Origin of the sequence: Okibacterium sp. HSC-33S16, from assembly GCF_024171565.1 — a bacterium.
Taxonomy (GTDB): domain Bacteria; phylum Actinomycetota; class Actinomycetes; order Actinomycetales; family Microbacteriaceae; genus Mycetocola_A.
Genome location: NZ_JALJZZ010000003.1, coordinates 136,859 through 154,152, shown reverse-complemented (window position 1 = coordinate 154,152; position 17,294 = coordinate 136,859). Strand labels below are relative to the sequence as shown.

Genomic DNA, 17,294 nt, shown 5'->3' with positions numbered 1-17,294 from the left:
CCGTTCACCGCTTTTTCTGGTGTTTCCTCGAACCTAGCCCTCGCGGCTCGCGCCCACCAGATCGTCGCTCCGCACAGGAGCGGGTCGATCGCTCGAGTGAATGCCGCGAGACAGCGTGCTGGGCCACCAGATGGCCCGACCGATGTCGTAGCTCAGCGCCGGCACCAAAAGTGTGCGCACAAGGAAAGTGTCGAGCAGCACGCCGAAGGCCACGATGAACGCGATCTGCAGCAGGAACAGGATCGGGATGACGCTGAGCGCCGCGAATGTGGCGGCGAGCACCAGGCCCGCGGAGGTGATCACACCACCGGTCACGGCGAGTCCGCGGAGGATGCCCTGTTTGGTGCCGTGTTTGCCCGACTCCTCGCGCACCCTCGTCATGAGGAAGATGTTGTAATCCACCCCGAGTGCGACCAGGAAGACGAAGCCGAACAGCGGAACCGAGGGGTCAGCGCCCGGGAAGTCGAAGATGCCGTTGAACACCCACGCCGAGACGCCGAGCGCTGCCGCGAACGAGAGCACAACACTCGCGATGAGCAGGAGCGGCGCGACGATCGAGCGCAGCAGGAGCATGAGGATCAAGGTGATCGCCGCGAGGATCAGCGGAATCAGCAGGTTCCTGTCGTGAATCGCGGTGGTGTTGGAGTCGAGGGCGATGGCGGTCGTTCCACCGACGAGCACCGGGGCCGATTCGGTCGAGATGTCGGCGAGTTGCTCACGAAGGTCAACAACGACGTTCTCGGCGTCAATAGAGTCGCCCGCGTCGGTGAGCGTCGCCGAGAGCAGGACGTTGCCGTCGACAACCGTCACATCGGGCACCGGGGTCCCGGGAGGGCCGAGCGGCTGGACACCCTCATCGGTGACGGGGAGCGATCCGGAGGGTGAGTCCTCCGCGAGGACGGTAAGCGAATCGACACCGTCGGTGCCGAGCACGACCTCGGAGACCGCATCCAGCTCGTCTTCCGGGGCAATGATGACGGTCGGTGACCCCGAGCCGGCCGGGAAGTGGTCGGCGAGTACCGCCTGGCCGTCGCGCGCCTGTGACTCACCGAGCACGAACTCGCTCTGTGCGACTCCGTCCGCCTTGAGCTGCAGCACGCCAAGCGAAAGCACGCCGAGCAGCACGACGCTGGAGATCCAGATCACCCGGGGACGCCTGGCAATGAGTCGCGCGAGGCCCGGCCAGAGCCCCTTCTTGTCGTCGGCGATCGGGTTGGCTTCGGCTTCCTCGAGCTTGGGCTTGATCGGCCAGAAGGCGACCCTCCCTGCCCAGTAGAGCAGCGCGGGCAGCAGCGTGAGCGATGACAGCAGGGCGAACACGATGCCGATGGACGCCACCGGGCCGAGCGACTTGTTCGAGTTGAGGTCAGAGAACAGCAGCAGCAGGAGCGCGGCGATGACCGTTCCGCCTGAGGCCAGGATGGGTTCCCACGCTCCCTTGAGCGCCGTCCAGGTGGCCGTCCACTTCGTCGGCTGGCTGGCCAGCGCCTCGCGGAACCGGGCGATGTACAGCAGCGAGTAGTCGGTCGCAGCGCCGATCACGAGAATGAAGAGTATGCCCTGGGTTTGACCGCTCAGCAGGAGGATGTCGGCGCGGGCGAGCTGCACCACGACGAGGATGGCCGCGCACAGCGCCGAAAGGCTCGAGAAGAGCACGAGCACCGGAAGCAGCGGTGAGCGGTACACGACCACGAGGATGATGAAGACCGCGCCGAGCGCAACGAGGAGCAGCAGCCCGTCGATGCCGGCGAACGCGTTGGTGAGGTCGGCGGCGAGTCCGCCCGGGCCGGTGATGGCCGCGGTGACTCCGTCGATGGAGTTGTCGTCGAGGACTCCCCGAAGCGCCTCAACGGTGTCAGCGGTCTTGATGTCGGTGTCGAGCACCATGACGACCTGGACGGCGTCACCGTCTTCGGATGGGATCGCCGGCGAGCTTTCGTCCGGCAGGACACCGTCAACGTCGCCAAACTCAGCAACAATCTCGTCGATCGCCGTCAGGTCGCCGTCGGTGAGACCACCGTCGCGCTCAAACACCACGATCGCCGGAATCACATCGTCGTCACGGAACTCGGCCTGCAGCTCCTGCACCTGGGTGGCCTCAGCACTGGCGGGCAACTGCTGGGACTGGTCGTTGGTGCTGACGGCACTGATCTGACCGAAACTTGCTCCACCCGCTCCGAAGAGACCGAACCAAACGAGGATGAGTGCAGCGGGAATGAGAACGCGCAGCCAGAGGGGCACACGCGACCCTTGAGCGGAGGCAGGAGTCTTGATCACACAGCCACGCTACGTGGCTGCGAGTCGGTCGCGCGTCGTCCGAAAGTTGGAAACCGACGGCTAGTGTGCCGCCTGGACCGCCCGGAGCTTCGCCAGAACCTGCAGCTTCAGGTCCTCTGGAGCCGTTTCCTTGCACGCGCGCTGCACGGCATCCGTCAGCGTTCGAGCGAGGAGCGCTTCTTCCTGGCACGAGGTGCAGTGCTCCAGGTGCTCCCGAATATCCGAAGCGTTTGTCGAACAGACCTCATTGCGGAGGTACTCCTCGAGGTCGCGCTTTGCTTGGTCACATCCACAATCGGTCATTTTCGTGCTCCTGCCGGGCGGGTGTCGATTCCACGCTCGGTTGCATAGTCAGCCAACAGGTCCCTCAGCATTCGCCTGCCACGGTGCAGGCGACTCATGACGGTTCCAATCGGGGTTTTCATGATGTCGGCGATTTCCTGGTAGGCAAAGCCTTCGACGTCTGCCAGGTACACCGCGAGTCGGAAGTCCTCCGGGATTGCCTGGAGGGCGTCCTTCACAGCGCTGTCGGGCATGTGGTCAATCGCTTCGGCCTCGGCGGAGCGTGACGACGAAGCCGTTGTCGACTCCGCACCACCCATCTGCCAGTCTTCGAGGTCGTCGATCGTGCCCTGATACGGCTCGCGCTGCTTCTTGCGATAAATGTTGATGTACGTGTTGGTGAGGATGCGGTACAACCACGCCTTGAGATTCGTTCCCTGCGTGAACTGCCCGAAGGCCGCGTACGCCTTCACAAACGTCTCCTGCACGAGGTCCTGCGCGTCAGACGGGTTCTTCGTCATGCGCATGGCCGCGCCATACAACTGGTCGATGAAGGGCAGCGCCTGTTCTTCGAACAGCGCACGCGGGTCTTCGACCGGTTCAGGGGTTGGGGTATCGTCCACGGTGGTCATCACAGGCAAGTCTACGGCTGGCTTCGCCAGACGGCGCTCGAGGTCTCGAAGAACATTCCCGGTAGCCGGAACGTCGACGGGTCTCTCAAGCACGTAACTTGTCATTATCGAAATGCTCCCTGCACACAAATGGCCGATACATTAGAGAAACAATGCTTGAGTCTCAATATTCCGCACCGGAGTTCGACATTTACGGCGACCGTCACCAGCCCGCCGGAAATGAGCCGTGGCCAGCGCCCCTGGCGCCAGGCCCGATTGCGGCTGTCGTGTCACTTCCGGGCTCGAAATCGCTGACCAACCGCGAACTGGTCCTCGCTGCGCTTGCCGACTCCCCCTCCCTTCTTCGCGCCCCATTGCACTCGCGCGACAGCCAGAACATGGTCGAGGCGTTGCGGGCACTCGGAACAACCATCACCGATGCGGATGCCACGGGCGAATTCGGTGCGGACGTCCTCGTCTCCCCCGGAGAACTGACCGGATCGACCACGGTTGACTGCGGCCTCGCTGGCACCGTGATGCGTTTCGTTCCGCCCGTCGCGGCCCTGGCCCTGGGCCCGACCACCTTCGACGCTGACGACTCTGCACGCGGACGACCGATGAAAACGCTCATCTCCTCACTCCGTGACCTCGGCGTTGACATCAACGACGACGGTCGCGGATCGCTCCCATTCACGGTGCACGGCACCGGCCGGGTCGCCGGAGGCGCGCTCACCATCGACGCCTCCAGCTCGAGCCAGTTCGTCTCTGCGCTGCTGCTCGCGGCCGCTCGGTTCGAAAACGGGCTCACCCTTACCCACGCCGGTGAGCGGTTGCCGAGCCTGCCACACATCGAGATGACCATCGCAGCCCTCGCGGCCCGCGGTGTCACGGTCAGCTCCCCCGCCGTTGGCACCTGGCGCGTCGAACCGGGTCCCATTGCCGGACTCGATATCGACATCGAACCCGACCTCTCCAACGCAGCGCCGTTCCTCGTGGCCGCGGTCGTCACCGGCGGAAGCGTCACCATCCCGCGCTGGCCCGCCGAAACCACCCAGGTCGGAGCCGAGCTACTCGATCTCCTCCCCCAGTTCGGTGCGACCGTCTCGGTCAACGGCGACCGGGTCACCGTCTCGGGCACCGGGCGTATCTCCGGCGTGGAGCTCGACCTCACAACGGCAGGCGAGCTGGCCCCGCCGCTCGTCGCCCTCGCCGCCCTCGCCGATTCCCCATCCACCATCACCGGAATCGGGCACATTCGCCACCACGAGACCGACCGGCTCGCCGCGCTGGCCACCGAGATTAACAAGCTGGGCGGCGACGTTACCGAACTCGAGGACGGCCTTCGCGTCGTTCCGAAGCCGCTGACCGGCGGCGTCTGGTCGAGCTACCACGACCACCGCATGGCAACGGCCGGCGCGATCATCGGGCTCGTCACGGAAGGCGTCGCGATCGAGAACATCGCGACCACCGCGAAGACGCTCCCTGAGTTTCCGGAACTCTGGACGACCATGCTGGCCGGAGCGACCCTCCGATGAGCTGGTGGGACACCGGAGACGATGACGACGAACCGCAGTACGACGAGTCGAGTGTCCGTGTCCGCCCCAACCGCAAGGGCAACCGGCCGAGGACCAAAACCCGGCCCGAGCACAATGATGCCCAGACCGCACGAGTCCTCGCGGTCGACCGGGGCCGGTACACCGTGCTCCTCGACGAGGGCACGAAGAAGGAGCACCGCATCACGGCGTCCCGCGCCTCCGAGCTGCGCAAACACGCGGTGGTCAACGGTGATCGCGTCGACGTCGTGGGCGACCTGTCCGGCGACGCCGGCACGCTGGCCCGCATCGTCCGCATCGTCCCGCGCACCACTCTTCTTCGCCGCAGTGCCGACGACTCCGACGAGGTTGAGCGCGTCATCGTTGCCAACGCCGACCAGATGCTCGTCGTTGTGGCTGCCGCGGATCCGGAGCCGCGCGAGCGCCTCGTCGATCGTTACCTGATCGCGGCACTTGACGCAGGCATCCGCCCGATTCTGTGCATCACGAAAACGGACCTCGCCGATCCCTCCGATTTTCTCCGCAATTTCGCGGGTCTCGATCTGCTGGTGTTCACCAGTGCAAGCGACCGGATGCCCCTGGCCGAAATCACGGACGCCCTCGTCGGTCACGACACCGTTTTCGTCGGTCACTCGGGTGTCGGCAAATCGACTCTCGTCAACGCCCTGGTTCCGAGCGCGCAGCGGGCCACCGGTCACGTCAACGTCGTCACGGGCCGAGGCCGCCACACCTCATCGTCGACGGTGTCGTACCGCATCGAGAACGAGAACGGCAGGGGCTGGGTCATCGACACTCCTGGGGTGCGGTCGTTCGGGCTCGGTCACATCGACCCGGCCAATATCCTCCGGGCCTTCACCGACCTCGCCGAGGCCGCCGAGCGGTGCCCGCGCGGGTGCACCCACCTGCCCGACGCACCCGATTGCGCCATCACGGAGGCCGTTGAGGCCGGAGAACTCGGCGAGACTGGGCCGGCGCGACTCGACTCCTTGCAACGGCTGCTGACCACCTTTGCGACCCGCGCGGCCACAAGAGATGCCTAGGCTGGGATCATGACGAACTCATCCTCTCCTGACGCTCCTGCCGCCGACGCCCCGGTTCGGCTCTCTCCCGGCGACTCCGCTCCGGCGTTCACGCTCACCGACTCCGAGGGCGCCTCGGTGTCGCTTGCCGACTTCGCCGGGTCGAAGGTCATCATCTACTTCTACCCCGCCGCCATGACGCCCGGCTGCACCACGCAGGCGTGCGACTTCCGTGACAGCCTTGGCTCACTGCAGGGCGCCGGATACACGGTGCTTGGCATCTCGAAGGACTCCCCCTCGAAGCTTCGGGAGTTCGCTGAGCGCGACGCCCTGACCTTCCCGCTGCTGAGTGACGAGAACCTCGCCGTGCATCAGGCCTATGGGGCATACGGCGAGAAGAACTCCTACGGACGGATGATCACGGGTGTGCTCCGCTCAACCTTCGTGATCGACGAGAACGGCACCATCGAACTCGCGTTGTACAACGTCAAGGCGACCGGGCACGTGGCGTCGCTGCGGAAGAAGCTCAAGATCGCGTAAGGCGTCCTCGAAGACCGAGCCGGTGGCATCCGCTCATGGGCTGGTGCGGGCACCGACTGCGTCAGCTGTGTGACCGAGGCGCCAGAAGTTCTTGCCGCACTCCGACAAACCTGGCGCAGTCGGCGGCACGAACAAGTTCTACTCCATGTCAGGGCGTCGAAGCGTCGCCATCACGCTCTTCGTGAAAAGCAGGATCAGCGCCACCAACGTCGGCAGCAGGATCGCCCAGCCCCACCCCGGTTGAGCTGTCGCGCCCGAAAACGCACCGACCGCGATGGCTAGCTGCACCAGCTGCCACACCACGGCAGCTCCGCGAGTCCACGGCGAGTGTCGCGCCATGCCAACGGCGACCGCTGAAACAAAAATCGCGGCGATCAGCACGAGCACCGTCAGCGCGATGGCGCTGGCAATCGACGCCGCCGGTTGAGTGACGATGTCGAAAACCAGAACGAGAACGACAGCAACCAGCGCGAGGGCCTCCAGGAATAAAATCCCGGTGAGCAGGAGAATCGCGAGGGATCCTCGGGTATCGGACGAAAAAGAAGAAATTGTAGACCCCTCGTGTGTCGGATTGATGTCGGGAAGGTTATTCACAGGTAGATCGGCCACAAATCTATTGATTTGGCTCGACCGTTATGCGAACATAATGAAGGCTCAAGCTGCGGTTCACAAAGAGGTGAGCAGATCCCATCGCGAGATCTCCCTCTCAGTTCTCGGGCCCGTTTCCCATTTTCGACCATATCGGTCGCTTACCCGCAATTCTAAGGAGCATCCCCATGGACTGGCGCGACAAAGCCGCTTGCCTCACTGCAGACCCGGAACTTTTCTTTCCGGTAGGAAACACGGGGCCGGCCGTCGACCAGATCGACAAGGCGAAAGCCGTGTGCGGTCGGTGCACCGTCACTGAGATCTGCTTGCAGTACGCCCTCGAGACCGGCCAGGATTCGGGCGTCTGGGGTGGACTTTCCGAAGACGAGCGCCGCGCCCTCAAGCGTCGCGCTGCTCGTGCGCGTCGCGCGTCCTAACCCGAGACACAGCACCCGATCGTTGCCCGCCCTCCCGTGGAGGCGGGCAACGATCTTTTGTGTGCCCGGTTGGCCCTGACGAGCCCAGAATCTCTCCCTGAACTCATCAGGCGAGCGGATGCTATGTCCGCGAAATCCAACGAAGCGGCACCTCGATTGTCACTTCCGTTCCCGACCCAACCACGGTGTGCCAGTCGATCGTGCCGCTCAACTCGCCCTGGATGAGCGTGCGGACGATCTGGGTGCCGAGCCCGGCACCGACCTTGCCCTCCTGCAGCCCGACGCCGTTGTCTCGGACGAGAACAGTGAGCTGGTCGCCGGAGCGATCGGCCACGATCTCGACTTCGCCGTCGCGCCCGGCCAGTCCGTGCTCGACCGCGTTGGTGACCAGCTCGGTGAGCGCGAGCGCGAGCGGAGTGGCGTATGCACTCGGCAGGACGCCGAACTCGCCGGTCTTGTGCGGGTGAACCGTGGTGTTGTGGCTCGACGCCACCTCCGCGATGAGCATGAGCACACGCTCGAAGACCTCGTCGAAGTTGACGTCCTGGGTGAGCCCCTCCGAGAGCGTGTCGTGCACGACCGCGATCGCCGCGACACGGCGCATGGCCTGGGAGAGTGCCTCGCGAGCTTCGTCGTTGTGCGCACGGCGAGCCTGGATGCGCAAGAGCGACGCCACCGTCTGCAGGTTGTTCTTCACCCGGTGGTGAATCTCCCGGATGGTCGCGTCCTTGGTGATGAGCTCGCGCTCCTGGTGACGCAGTTCCGACACGTCGCGACAGAGCACAATCGCTCCGGCGCGTTCCCCGCGGTGGCGCAGCGGAATGGCGCGAAGCGACACGGTGACCCCGCGGGCCTCGATGTCGGTGCGCCACGGCGCGCGGCCGGTAACGACGAGTGGAAGCGACTCGTCAATGACCTGCTTGCCGGGGAGGATCTGGGTGGTGACCTCGGCGAGCATCTCACCCTCGAGCTCGTCGGCAAATCCCATGCGGTTGAACGCGGAGAGGGCGTTTGGGCTCGCGAACGTCGTGACGCCGTCGACGTCGAGCCGGATGAGCCCGTCGGAGGCGCGGGGTGCGCCGCGGCGCGGGCCGGTGGGAGCGGAAACGTCAGGGAAGTCACCGGTCGCGACCATCTCGAAGAGGTCATCTGCGCACTCGTTGAAGGTGAGTTCCTGGCGGCTCGGCGTGCGGGCCTCGCCAAGGTTCGTGTGCCGGGTGAGGACGGCGATGGGCATCGGCGTGTTCTCGGGTGAGGTGGAGCCCAGGCGGCGCAGCACCGGAACCGCACGCACCCGGGTCGGGGTCTCTTCGTACCAGTCCGGTGCGGTGGAATCGGCGATGCGCGCGTTCTCGAAGGCGTCGCTCACCTGTGCTCGCCACTGGGCCTTGATCGGCTGGCCGACGAAGTCGCGGTAAAACAGTGTTGCCGCGCTCGAGGGGCGGTGGTGTGACACCGAAATGAATCCGCCGTCCTTCGCCGGAACCCACAGCACGATGTCGGCAAAAGCGAGGTCGGCGAGCAGCTGGGCGTCGCCGACGAGCATGTGCAGCCAGTCGACATCGGCTTCACTGGAGCGCCCCTGGGCGAGAACGAGGTCACTGAGCGTTGACATTTGTCCAGTCTAAGCGGGCCGCTGAGGCGCTCCCGCCGGTGTGACGATCGTGTATAAGGGACCCGGATTCCCTGTCTCACACCGCGGTGGCGCGGGCGAGTGCCGTGGCCCGCCGCCGCGACCGGCGAGAGGCCGGTCGCTCAGGCGGCGGCAGGATGTGGTCACGCGCCAACCGATGCACCGCGATGAGCAGCGGCGATTTCGGGCTGACGTCTCGGATGGATTTGCCCGCGAGCAGCGCGGCATCCGTTCCCTTCTCATCGTACGGAAGAAGGACGGGCTCGCCGATGCCGCCGAACCGCTGCAGTGTTGCCTTGACCTGCCCCGACGGATTGAGCCCGATTGCTCCGGGGCGCACCTTGTTGATGACCGTGGTGACCGGCACACCGCCAGCGCGCTCGAGGAGATCGGCATGCGCCCGCAGGTACCGCGCGAGACTGATGGGATCGGCGGCGCCGACCGCGAAGATCTCGTCTGCCGCGTCGAGGCAGGCTAATGTCGCGGCGTTGCGCCGGGGTGCGAACAGATCGCTGGAAATTTCCTCGTCATTCTCGAGACTGAAGCCGGTGTCGACGACGACGTAATCGGCCCAAACGCGGCAGGCGTCGAGGGTACGTCGAACCCGTTCTCCGCTCAGCTCGGGCCAGCGATAGGACCGGGAGATGCCGGTGAGGACGTGGAGCGCGCCCCCGCGTACCGGGTACGGCTGGCTCACTCGCTCCAGCTCCGCCGTGCTGAGGCCGTCCTGCCCTGCGAGTCGGCAGGCCGCAGCGAACCCGGGTGACTCGTCGAGCATGCCCAGCGCTGGAGCGATCGATGCCGCGTAGGTGTCGGCGTCGAGGAGCGCAACCACCCGGCCCGACGCGGCCAATTCGGTAGCGAGGGTGATGGCCAGCGTTGTGCGCCCTGGAGCGCCCGCCGGACCCCACACCGAGATGATGCGCCCGGGACCGGAGCGCACCGGATCCGGCTCCGGCAGGCCGCCGCGAAGGAGAGACTCGATGTCATCAATCGAAGCGTCGTCAGGGAGCACTTCGCGCAGGTGCAGCGCCTGCCCGTTCCGGACGGCCGCTTCGGTTGCAGCGAACGCAACCACCCGAATGCCGTGATCGTCGCACCAGGACAAGAGCGCGTGCGTGAGCCGATCGGGTTCGGCCGAGACCAGAAGGGCGGTGGCTGCGGCGTCCGTGAGAACGGCAATCGGGTCGGCGTGGTCGCCGATGCGGACGGCAACAGTGTGCCCACGCTCGATGAGCGCCGGGAGCACCCGGTCTTCGGTGTTCCCGTCGATGGCCAGAGCGAGTGCGACCATCCCGCTCACCGACCCGACGCGGGGACAACCGAGATGGCGTCACCGGCGGCCAGCGCAGCGAGCACCGACGCGACTTTCCCTTTCGGCACGAGCACCTCGACGTCCTGTCCCCCTGCGGCGACGAGACCCTGCTGCTCGATGACTCTCACGACCGAGGCACCCGCGACGAGAACAACGGGTGGAGCGAAGGTGCCGTCCTCCTGGACCTGTGCCGACCAGACATCAATGAGGGAACCGGCCTCAACCGATTCGGGCAGGGTTGAGGTCGAACCCAGCACTAAGGGACTCACATTGACCGTGGCATCCGTCGCGACAGCCGACTGGGGCACGAGTTCGCCCTTCAATACCGTGCGGGTGACCACGAGCCCGTCGTCGGGAATGCCGCCGTCGGTGACGTACCGCGTGTCGACTTCGCCGAGTCGAACGTGAGCAAGCGTGAGGTCGCCGCCTCGCACGACGTCGCCAACACTGAGGGTCGTGCGGGCAAGGTAGACCGGTGTCGATCGGTCGGCGGCCTGGACGACGAGCCACACGCCCACGATGGACACGAGTATGAGGGCGACGCCCACGGCGAAGCGCGGATCGAACCGCGGTCGCACTCGCGGGCCGGCTGAAGCGGGTGACGGGTCCATGGCTCCTCCGGACGAGCAGACAAAGACGCGGGGTTCGCGTCGGATCCCATCGTGCCAATTTTCGCGACGACACGAAAAAGTTATCCACAGGATCGTTTGTTCCCGGAACAGACCCTCATAATCGACGTATGGACACGGTCTCTTCAGACTCCGTCGGACGATTCCTGACCGTCGCCGACGCCGCGGACATCCTCAACATCTCGCCTGTAGAGGTGACCGAGTTGATCCGCACTGCAGAGCTTCCCGCGATTAGTGTCGGAGCTCCCGGTCGGTGGCGCATCGAACGCGCCCAGCTCGAGGCGTACATTGCCGGGAAGTACGAAGAGGCGCGACGAATGAGCCTGTGGCAGGAGTCTGACATCGCCAGTCTTCCCGAGATCGCGCGCGGGACGATCATTCGACCGCAGCGGGATTGATGCTCAGAGCCGGAGATACGCCAGTTGGCTGAACGGCACCAGCCGCTCGTGCGCCACGTTGCGCTCGCGGCGGGCGACCCCCGCTTCATGCACGGCGAGATCGAAATGGTCGCGCCCCACGCGGTCGATAGTGCCGGAATGCACGGCAGATACCGCGGAAACACAATGAACGGAGACAAATGCGCGCCGGCGGCACAGGTCGCGGAGAGCAAAGGCGATTCCGATTCGATCGGTCAGCCGGGGTTCATTGTCTGCCACCTCGGGCACCTCGAGACTGCGGGTGACCATGGGCTTGGGAACGAGGACCGCCGCGACGGCGTCCATGAGCACCAGCACGGCGCCGGCTTGCTCTCCCGCTGTCACGAGATCAGCTGACAACCAGTCACGCCCGAAGGTTTGCGGGACGACCACAATGGTTTCACCCGTGACGAGTTCGAGGGCGACCCGCTCCCGCTTGTTGCGTTCCTGGCTGCTAAAAGTCGCGATGCGCTCCCGCAGACTCAACCGACCGAGGCGGTGCCGGTACTCTTCGGCGCGCAGGTCGTTTTCATCGGAATGCAGCTCATGCTCAAGCTGACTTTCGAGGTCGTCGAAGAGGCTGTCCCAGCGCATCCTCGAATGGTACACAGTTCTACACAGCTAAAGATGAGTTATCCACAGATTTCGAATCGAGGGTTTACAGCCCATTCGACCACTGCGAGAGTAACGACTCACAACTTCATTTTTATCGATTCCCTCTGACGGGAATCCGCTGACACAGATCTCGCGTGAACCCGAAACACACGTCCTGTCACCGCTGGCGTTCTTGCCCCGTGGGCGCCACTCACCGGCAACCACCGGTATTCGTGCCTGGTCAACAGTGCACAGACAGTTCAATCCAACGGAGCCACCGCATGAGTATTCCGTTCTCGGGCGAGCCAGCTACGACGCCACGGAAACCAGCAGTCCCCAGTCCTCCCGATCCCGCGCAACACCCAGCGCCAGCGGCAGGAGAGCCACACCGGGCGGGCGAGGGACCCTTCGATGCCGACGGGTTCTTCGGTCGACAATCGACGCCAACCGAAATGCTTCCGCCGCCGGAGCCGTTGTTGGAGAATTTGACCCGCTGCGTCATGGAGGTGCTCCGTGGAGCCCGGGACATCGACCAGCTGGGCCGATGGATCAGCGAGGACGTTTACAAACACCTGTTGAAACGCCAGCTCATCTCCGCCAGGGCCCGACAGATTAAGGGCATTCCTGCGACCCGTCCCGTGTTAGTGATCGGCCGGATCACGACGAGCTCACCCAGGGACGGCGTGATCGAAGCTGTCGTGATGGTCTACGAGAAGCCGCGAGCCCGTGCTGTTGCCATCCGACTGGAAGGAGTCGACCGTCGCTGGCGTGCCACGTCCATCGGTGTGCTCTAACGAGAACAGCCCCGAACCGAGGGGGTCCGAGGCTGTTCGTCAACTGGTTCTACTTCTTCTTGGTCTGTGCACGGCGGTCGGCGCGGTTGCCTCCGACGGGCGGGACCGTTGCACCCTTCTGTCCGAATGCCCCACGCTCGGCTGGAGCATCGGGAGCCTCGGGTGCGGACGGAGCATTGCGAGCTGCTGAGGCCTGCTTGGCGCGGGCAGTTGCGGCCTTCTCGATCTGCCCCTTTTGGTTGCGAACCTCGACATCGCCAGATTCGGTCGCTGCGGAGTAGCTGAGCTTCTCCTCTTCGCCATCGGGCCGGGTGAGTCCCTTCGCTTCAACGGAAGTAACTTCCTCGCTCGCGCCCTTCTTCACCTCGACCTCAAGGTTGAACAGGTAGCCGACGGACTCCTCGCGGATCTGCCCCATCATCTGCTGGAACATGCTGTAGCCCTCGCGCTGGTACTCGACGAGCGGGTCACGCTGCGCCATCGCGCGGAGACCAATGCCGTCCTTGAGGTAGTCCATCTCGTAGAGGTGGTCACGCCAGCGGCGGTCGATAACCTGCAGCACAACCCGGCGTTCGAGTTCACGCATGGCAGGTGAACCGAGCTGCTCTTCACGACGCGCATAGGCGAGCTTGGCATCGGAGAGGATTTCGCGACGCATAAAGTCCCGGTTTATTTTGCCCTTCTGACCGGCTTCAGCAACGACCTCATCAATCGTCAAGCTGATCGGGTAGAGCGTCTTCAGGTCGACCCAGAGCGCGTCGAAGTCCCAGTCGTCACCGTTACCTTCGCCGACGTGCACGTCGAGCACCTCGTCGATAACGTCTTCCAGGAATTTCTGCGTACGCTCGTGCAAGTCGTCGCCCTCAAGAATGTGGCGGCGGTCGGCATAGATCGCCTCACGCTGACGGTTGAGCACGTCGTCATACTTGAGCACGTTCTTGCGAATCTCCGCGTTTCGCGACTCTACCTGCGACTGAGCGCTGCGGATTGCACGGCTGACGACCTTCGATTCGATAGCCATGTCGTCCGGTACTCCGCCGCGGCCCATCAAAGCTTCAGCGGCTCCGGAGTTGAAGAGGCGCATGAGGTCGTCCGTCAGCGACAAGTAGAAGCGGCTCTCGCCCGGGTCGCCCTGGCGTCCGGAGCGTCCACGCAGCTGATTGTCGATGCGACGGGATTCGTGGCGTTCGGTGCCAAGGACGTAGAGCCCGCCCGCGTCGATAACCTTGTCGGCTTCCTCCTGGACCTTTTCCTTCACGGCAGCGAAGACGTCGTCCCACGCGGTCTCGTATTCCTCGGGCGTCTCACTGGGGTTCAGACCCTTGGCGCTCATCTCCTGCACGGCGAGGAACTCGGCGTTCCCGCCGAGCATGATGTCCGTTCCACGGCCGGCCATGTTTGTGGCAACGGTGACGGAGCCCAAGCGACCGGCCTGCGCAACAATCGCAGCTTCGCGAGCGTGGTTCTTCGCGTTCAGGACTTCGTGCCGAACGCCCTTCTTCGCCAGGAGGCGTGAGAGGTATTCGCTCTTCTCGACGCTCGTCGTTCCGACGAGGACCGGCTGGCCCTTCTCGTGACGCTCAGCGATGTCCTCCACGACCTGCGCGAATTTCGTCTCCTCGTTCTTGTACACGAGGTCGGACTGGTCGATGCGGCGCATTGGCTTGTTCGGTGGGATCGGCACAACACCCAGCTTGTAGGTCGACACGAACTCAGCGGCCTCGGTTTCGGCCGTACCGGTCATGCCGGACAGCTTCGAGTACAGGCGGAAGTAGTTCTGCAGGGTCACCGTGGCGAGGGTCTGGTTCTCGGCCTTGACCTGAACGCCTTCCTTCGCTTCGATCGCCTGGTGAATGCCCTCGTTGTAGCGGCGGCCCATGAGGATACGACCGGTGTGCTCGTCGACGATCATGACCTCACCGTTCATGACGACGTAGTCCTTGTCCTTCTTGAACAGAGCGTTCGCCTTGAGCGAGTTGTTCAAAAACGAGATCAGCGGCGTGTTGGCTGATTCGTACAGGTTGTCGATACCGAGGTAGTCCTCGACCTTTTCGATACCTGGTTCGAGCACACCGACGGTGCGCTTCTTCTCGTCAACCTCGTAGTCCTCACCTTCGACGAGGATCTTGGCCAGTCGCGCAAATTCGTTGAACCAGCGGTTCGCTTCTCCTGACGACGGACCGGAAATGATGAGCGGGGTCCGCGCTTCGTCGATGAGGATGGAGTCGACCTCGTCAACGATCGCGAAGAAGTGTCCGCGCTGCACGAGGTCCTTCGACTGCCAGGCCATGTTGTCGCGCAGGTAGTCGAATCCGAACTCGTTGTTCGTGCCGTAGGTGATATCGCAGTTGTACTGCTCGCGTCGCTGCTCGGGAGTCTGTCCCGCAATGATCACCCCGGTGGTCATGCCGAGCGCACGGAAAACGCGACCCATGAGCTCGGACTGGTAGCTCGCCAGGTAGTCGTTAACCGTGACAATGTGCACACCCTTGCCGGCGATGGCATTGAGGTATGCGGGAAGCGTGGCGACAAGGGTCTTACCCTCACCGGTCTTCATCTCGGCAATGTTCCCGAGGTGCAGGGCCGCGCCGCCCATGATCTGTACGTCGAAGTGACGCAAACCGATGGTGCGCTTGGAGGCTTCACGAACGGCAGCAAAAGCTTCGGGAAGCAGTTCGTCGAGGGTTTCGCCCTTCTCGAATCGAGCCCGGAGTTCCGCCGTCTCGTCGCGCAATTCCTCGTCGGTGAGTTCTGCGAAGTTCGGCTCGAGCGAGTTGACGGCTTTTGTCAGGTTCTCGAGCTTCTTGAGGATCCGGCCCTCGCCAACGCGAAGAACCCTCTCTAGTACTGAGGCCACGAATTGCACTCCACTTTTGTCTCTAGGGCACGCGAGTTTCGCGCCGCCGCGCCGTGTGCGCGGGTGATGATCTTTCGATCAGTCGATAACGCTATCCATGTTAGCGTCCAGTCCGGTGAGAGCGCCCTGATAGCCCACCACAAAGACCCCCAAAACGATTCACGCGGGTGCCGGAAATTTCCGGCACCCGCGTGAACTTTACGAACGGACGTGTGGCGCGGGTGCTATGCCCGCTTCTTCGACTCCGCCGCGTCTTCGTCAAGGCCGATGACTCCGTAGTCCCAACCCTTCCGGCGGTACACCACGCTGGGACGATCGTTCTTGGCATCCACGAACAGGAAGAACGGGTGCCCGACGAGTTCCATCCGGTCGACCGCTTCATCGACCGTCATGAATTCGGCCGGGAATACCTTCTCTCGGATAACGACGGGAGAGTACTCGTCTTCCTTCTCCTCGTCGTTCTCGTCAATCGTTGCCAGGGCACCGGTCGCCACGCGCTCAATGGTTTCACGGTCGGCCGGCTGCACATCAATGCCGCTGAAACCATCAGCGGAGGCCGTCGACAACGACGTTCGACGCTTACCCCTCAGGACCTTTCTGCGATCCTTCGCTCGACGCACCTGCTCGAGCAGCTTTCCAATTGCCGAATCAAAGGCAACGTACTTGTCTGACCCTGCCGCTTCCGCTCGAACCAGCGGGCCGGGACCGACGAGCATCAGCTCGACCCGGTCGTCTCCCGCTCGACCGCTCTTGTCATGGTGGCGGCTGACCTTGACCTCAAATGCGAGGGCACGATCCGATAGGTGGGCTACTTTTTCTGATTTTTCCTCGACGTAATCGCGAAAGCGATCGGTGAGTCCCAGGCCTTGTCCGACAATGTTAATTTCCACGTCAACCTCCCAGATCAGGCGGGCCGCCTCATGATCATGGGCGGTCCTTTCGCGCCTTTAGCCCCAACGCTAGTCCGCCCCGGAAGATAAGTCACTCAGCAAACTCTGTGGTTACGTGCTCGCTATGATGCGCCGTGGCGTGGCGGCTATCACAACCGCTCCGACCACCTCGGCCCCTCCTTCCGCGAGTGCGCGTCGGGCTTCGAGCAGGGTCGCGCCGGTGGTCACAACATCGTCAACCAGGAGGAATGTACGGCCTCTGGCCCAGTTCCGCGCGCGAAGTGAGCCGACGAGATTGCCCTGCCGAGCGGTGAGTCCCAACCCGATCTGGTCATCAGGTTGTCGAATTAAGGCGAGCGGATGCTGCGCTTTCAGCCCCGCTTTCACCACCACTCGATCGACGGGGCGGTATCCGCGCCGTCGGTACGCCGATCGGCTCGACGGGATGGTGGCAAGCTGCAAATCGGCGATCGTTCCGCTTCGCATCGGCAGGTCGGCGAGCGCCCGCTCGAACGCCGCGTGGAGTAGCGGTGCGAGCGCCGGAGCCACATCGGTCCGCTGCTCGTTCTTCAGCGCCAGCAGAGCACGGCGAACGACCCCGTCGTAGCTCGAGCCGGCCCAGACCGGGAACCCATTGCCGAGGGTACGAACAGCGGGAGCGTCAGGAACGCTCGCGCTGCAGTCCTCACAGAGCGAAGCATCCGTTTCTCCGCACCCCACGCAGTCCACCGGAAGCAGCACGCCGATCGCCTCACGGATGGCACGGCTGACGGCCTGCGGAAAGGTCGATCTGCTGTCGGAAAGCGCCATGAGGCGAGCGTGCCCGAACCGGCCTGCCAGCGCGTCCCTGAGTCGGAAC

At 64.1% G+C, this 17,294-nt stretch carries 17 protein-coding genes; 6 read left to right on the top strand and 11 right to left on the bottom strand.

Annotated elements, in window-relative coordinates; all coding sequences use genetic code 11:
• Window positions 1–33: 33 nt before the first annotated feature.
• The 3 genes from L1277_RS09075 to L1277_RS09065 are packed head-to-tail and all read right to left on the bottom strand — an operon-like array spanning window position 34 to window position 3,191.
• The gene (locus tag L1277_RS09075) at window positions 34–2,277 is read right to left on the bottom strand and encodes an MMPL family transporter (protein WP_253376057.1); all 2,244 of its coding nucleotides are present in this window, start codon (window positions 2,275–2,277) and stop codon (window positions 34–36) included.
• 60 nt (window positions 2,278–2,337) lie between these two features.
• Window positions 2,338–2,580 carry a zf-HC2 domain-containing protein gene (locus L1277_RS09070; protein ID WP_253376056.1) on the bottom strand — a complete coding sequence of 81 codons (243 nt, stop codon included), beginning with the start codon at window positions 2,578–2,580 and terminating at the stop codon, window positions 2,338–2,340.
• Window positions 2,577–3,191, bottom strand: coding sequence for a sigma-70 family RNA polymerase sigma factor (locus L1277_RS09065; protein WP_253376055.1), 615 nt, complete (start codon window positions 3,189–3,191; stop codon window positions 2,577–2,579). Before L1277_RS09065 ends, L1277_RS09070 begins: the two co-directional genes overlap by 4 nt.
• 152 nt (window positions 3,192–3,343) lie before the next feature.
• Between L1277_RS09065 and aroA the strand changes: the two genes are divergently transcribed.
• Genes aroA through bcp form a run of 3 tightly spaced genes read left to right on the top strand, consistent with a single transcriptional unit; the run spans window position 3,344 to window position 6,282 of the window.
• Window positions 3,344–4,705, top strand: coding sequence for a 3-phosphoshikimate 1-carboxyvinyltransferase (gene aroA, locus L1277_RS09060; protein ID WP_253376054.1), 1,362 nt, complete (start codon window positions 3,344–3,346; stop codon window positions 4,703–4,705).
• The gene (gene rsgA, locus L1277_RS09055) at window positions 4,702–5,763 is read left to right on the top strand and encodes a ribosome small subunit-dependent GTPase A (protein ID WP_253376053.1); all 1,062 of its coding nucleotides are present in this window, start codon (window positions 4,702–4,704) and stop codon (window positions 5,761–5,763) included. The genes aroA and rsgA overlap by 4 nt, the downstream gene beginning before the upstream one ends.
• 9 nt (window positions 5,764–5,772) lie before the next feature.
• Window positions 5,773–6,282, top strand: coding sequence for a thioredoxin-dependent thiol peroxidase (gene bcp / locus L1277_RS09050; RefSeq protein WP_253376052.1), 510 nt, complete (start codon window positions 5,773–5,775; stop codon window positions 6,280–6,282).
• A 138-nt stretch (window positions 6,283–6,420) separates the two neighbouring features.
• On the opposite strand, the gene L1277_RS09045 is transcribed toward bcp, so the two are convergent.
• Complete coding sequence (locus tag L1277_RS09045; protein WP_253376051.1) at window positions 6,421–6,891, bottom strand: hypothetical protein; 471 nt, start codon at window positions 6,889–6,891, stop codon at window positions 6,421–6,423.
• A gap of 167 nt (window positions 6,892–7,058) precedes the next feature.
• Between L1277_RS09045 and L1277_RS09040 the strand changes: the two genes are divergently transcribed.
• Window positions 7,059–7,307, top strand: a complete 249-nt coding sequence (locus tag L1277_RS09040; RefSeq protein WP_090711166.1) for a WhiB family transcriptional regulator — start codon at window positions 7,059–7,061, stop codon at window positions 7,305–7,307.
• A gap of 121 nt (window positions 7,308–7,428) precedes the next feature.
• On the opposite strand, the gene L1277_RS09035 is transcribed toward L1277_RS09040, so the two are convergent.
• The 3 genes from L1277_RS09035 to L1277_RS09025 form a co-directional block, all read right to left on the bottom strand.
• Window positions 7,429–8,922, bottom strand: a complete 1,494-nt coding sequence (locus L1277_RS09035) for a sensor histidine kinase (protein WP_253376050.1) — start codon at window positions 8,920–8,922, stop codon at window positions 7,429–7,431.
• A gap of 76 nt (window positions 8,923–8,998) precedes the next feature.
• Window positions 8,999–10,234 (bottom strand): regulator, encoded by a 1,236-nt coding sequence (locus L1277_RS09030; protein WP_253376049.1) that lies wholly within the window; start codon window positions 10,232–10,234, stop codon window positions 8,999–9,001.
• Between the two features lie 5 nt (window positions 10,235–10,239).
• Complete coding sequence (locus L1277_RS09025; protein WP_253376048.1) at window positions 10,240–10,866, bottom strand: hypothetical protein; 627 nt, start codon at window positions 10,864–10,866, stop codon at window positions 10,240–10,242.
• A gap of 128 nt (window positions 10,867–10,994) precedes the next feature.
• Here L1277_RS09025 and L1277_RS09020 point away from each other — a divergent pair, with 128 nt between their 5' ends.
• Complete coding sequence (locus L1277_RS09020; RefSeq protein ID WP_253376047.1) at window positions 10,995–11,282, top strand: helix-turn-helix domain-containing protein; 288 nt, start codon at window positions 10,995–10,997, stop codon at window positions 11,280–11,282.
• A 3-nt stretch (window positions 11,283–11,285) separates the two neighbouring features.
• On the opposite strand, the gene L1277_RS09015 is transcribed toward L1277_RS09020, so the two are convergent.
• Window positions 11,286–11,894, bottom strand: coding sequence for a hypothetical protein (locus L1277_RS09015; protein ID WP_253376046.1), 609 nt, complete (start codon window positions 11,892–11,894; stop codon window positions 11,286–11,288).
• Window positions 11,895–12,175: 281 nt separating this feature from the next.
• Here L1277_RS09015 and L1277_RS09010 point away from each other — a divergent pair, with 281 nt between their 5' ends.
• Window positions 12,176–12,688 (top strand): Rv3235 family protein, encoded by a 513-nt coding sequence (locus L1277_RS09010; protein ID WP_253376045.1) that lies wholly within the window; start codon window positions 12,176–12,178, stop codon window positions 12,686–12,688.
• Window positions 12,689–12,737: 49 nt separating this feature from the next.
• On the opposite strand, the gene secA is transcribed toward L1277_RS09010, so the two are convergent.
• From secA to L1277_RS08995, 3 genes are all read right to left on the bottom strand, one after another.
• Window positions 12,738–15,545: a preprotein translocase subunit SecA gene (gene secA / locus L1277_RS09005; RefSeq protein WP_253376044.1), complete on the bottom strand. Its 2,808-nt coding sequence runs from the start codon at window positions 15,543–15,545 to the stop codon at window positions 12,738–12,740.
• A 224-nt stretch (window positions 15,546–15,769) separates the two neighbouring features.
• Window positions 15,770–16,435, bottom strand: a complete 666-nt coding sequence (hpf, locus tag L1277_RS09000) for a ribosome hibernation-promoting factor, HPF/YfiA family (RefSeq protein WP_253376043.1) — start codon at window positions 16,433–16,435, stop codon at window positions 15,770–15,772.
• A 111-nt stretch (window positions 16,436–16,546) separates the two neighbouring features.
• Window positions 16,547–17,245, bottom strand: coding sequence for a ComF family protein (locus L1277_RS08995; protein ID WP_253376042.1), 699 nt, complete (start codon window positions 17,243–17,245; stop codon window positions 16,547–16,549).
• Window positions 17,246–17,294 lie beyond the last annotated feature (49 nt).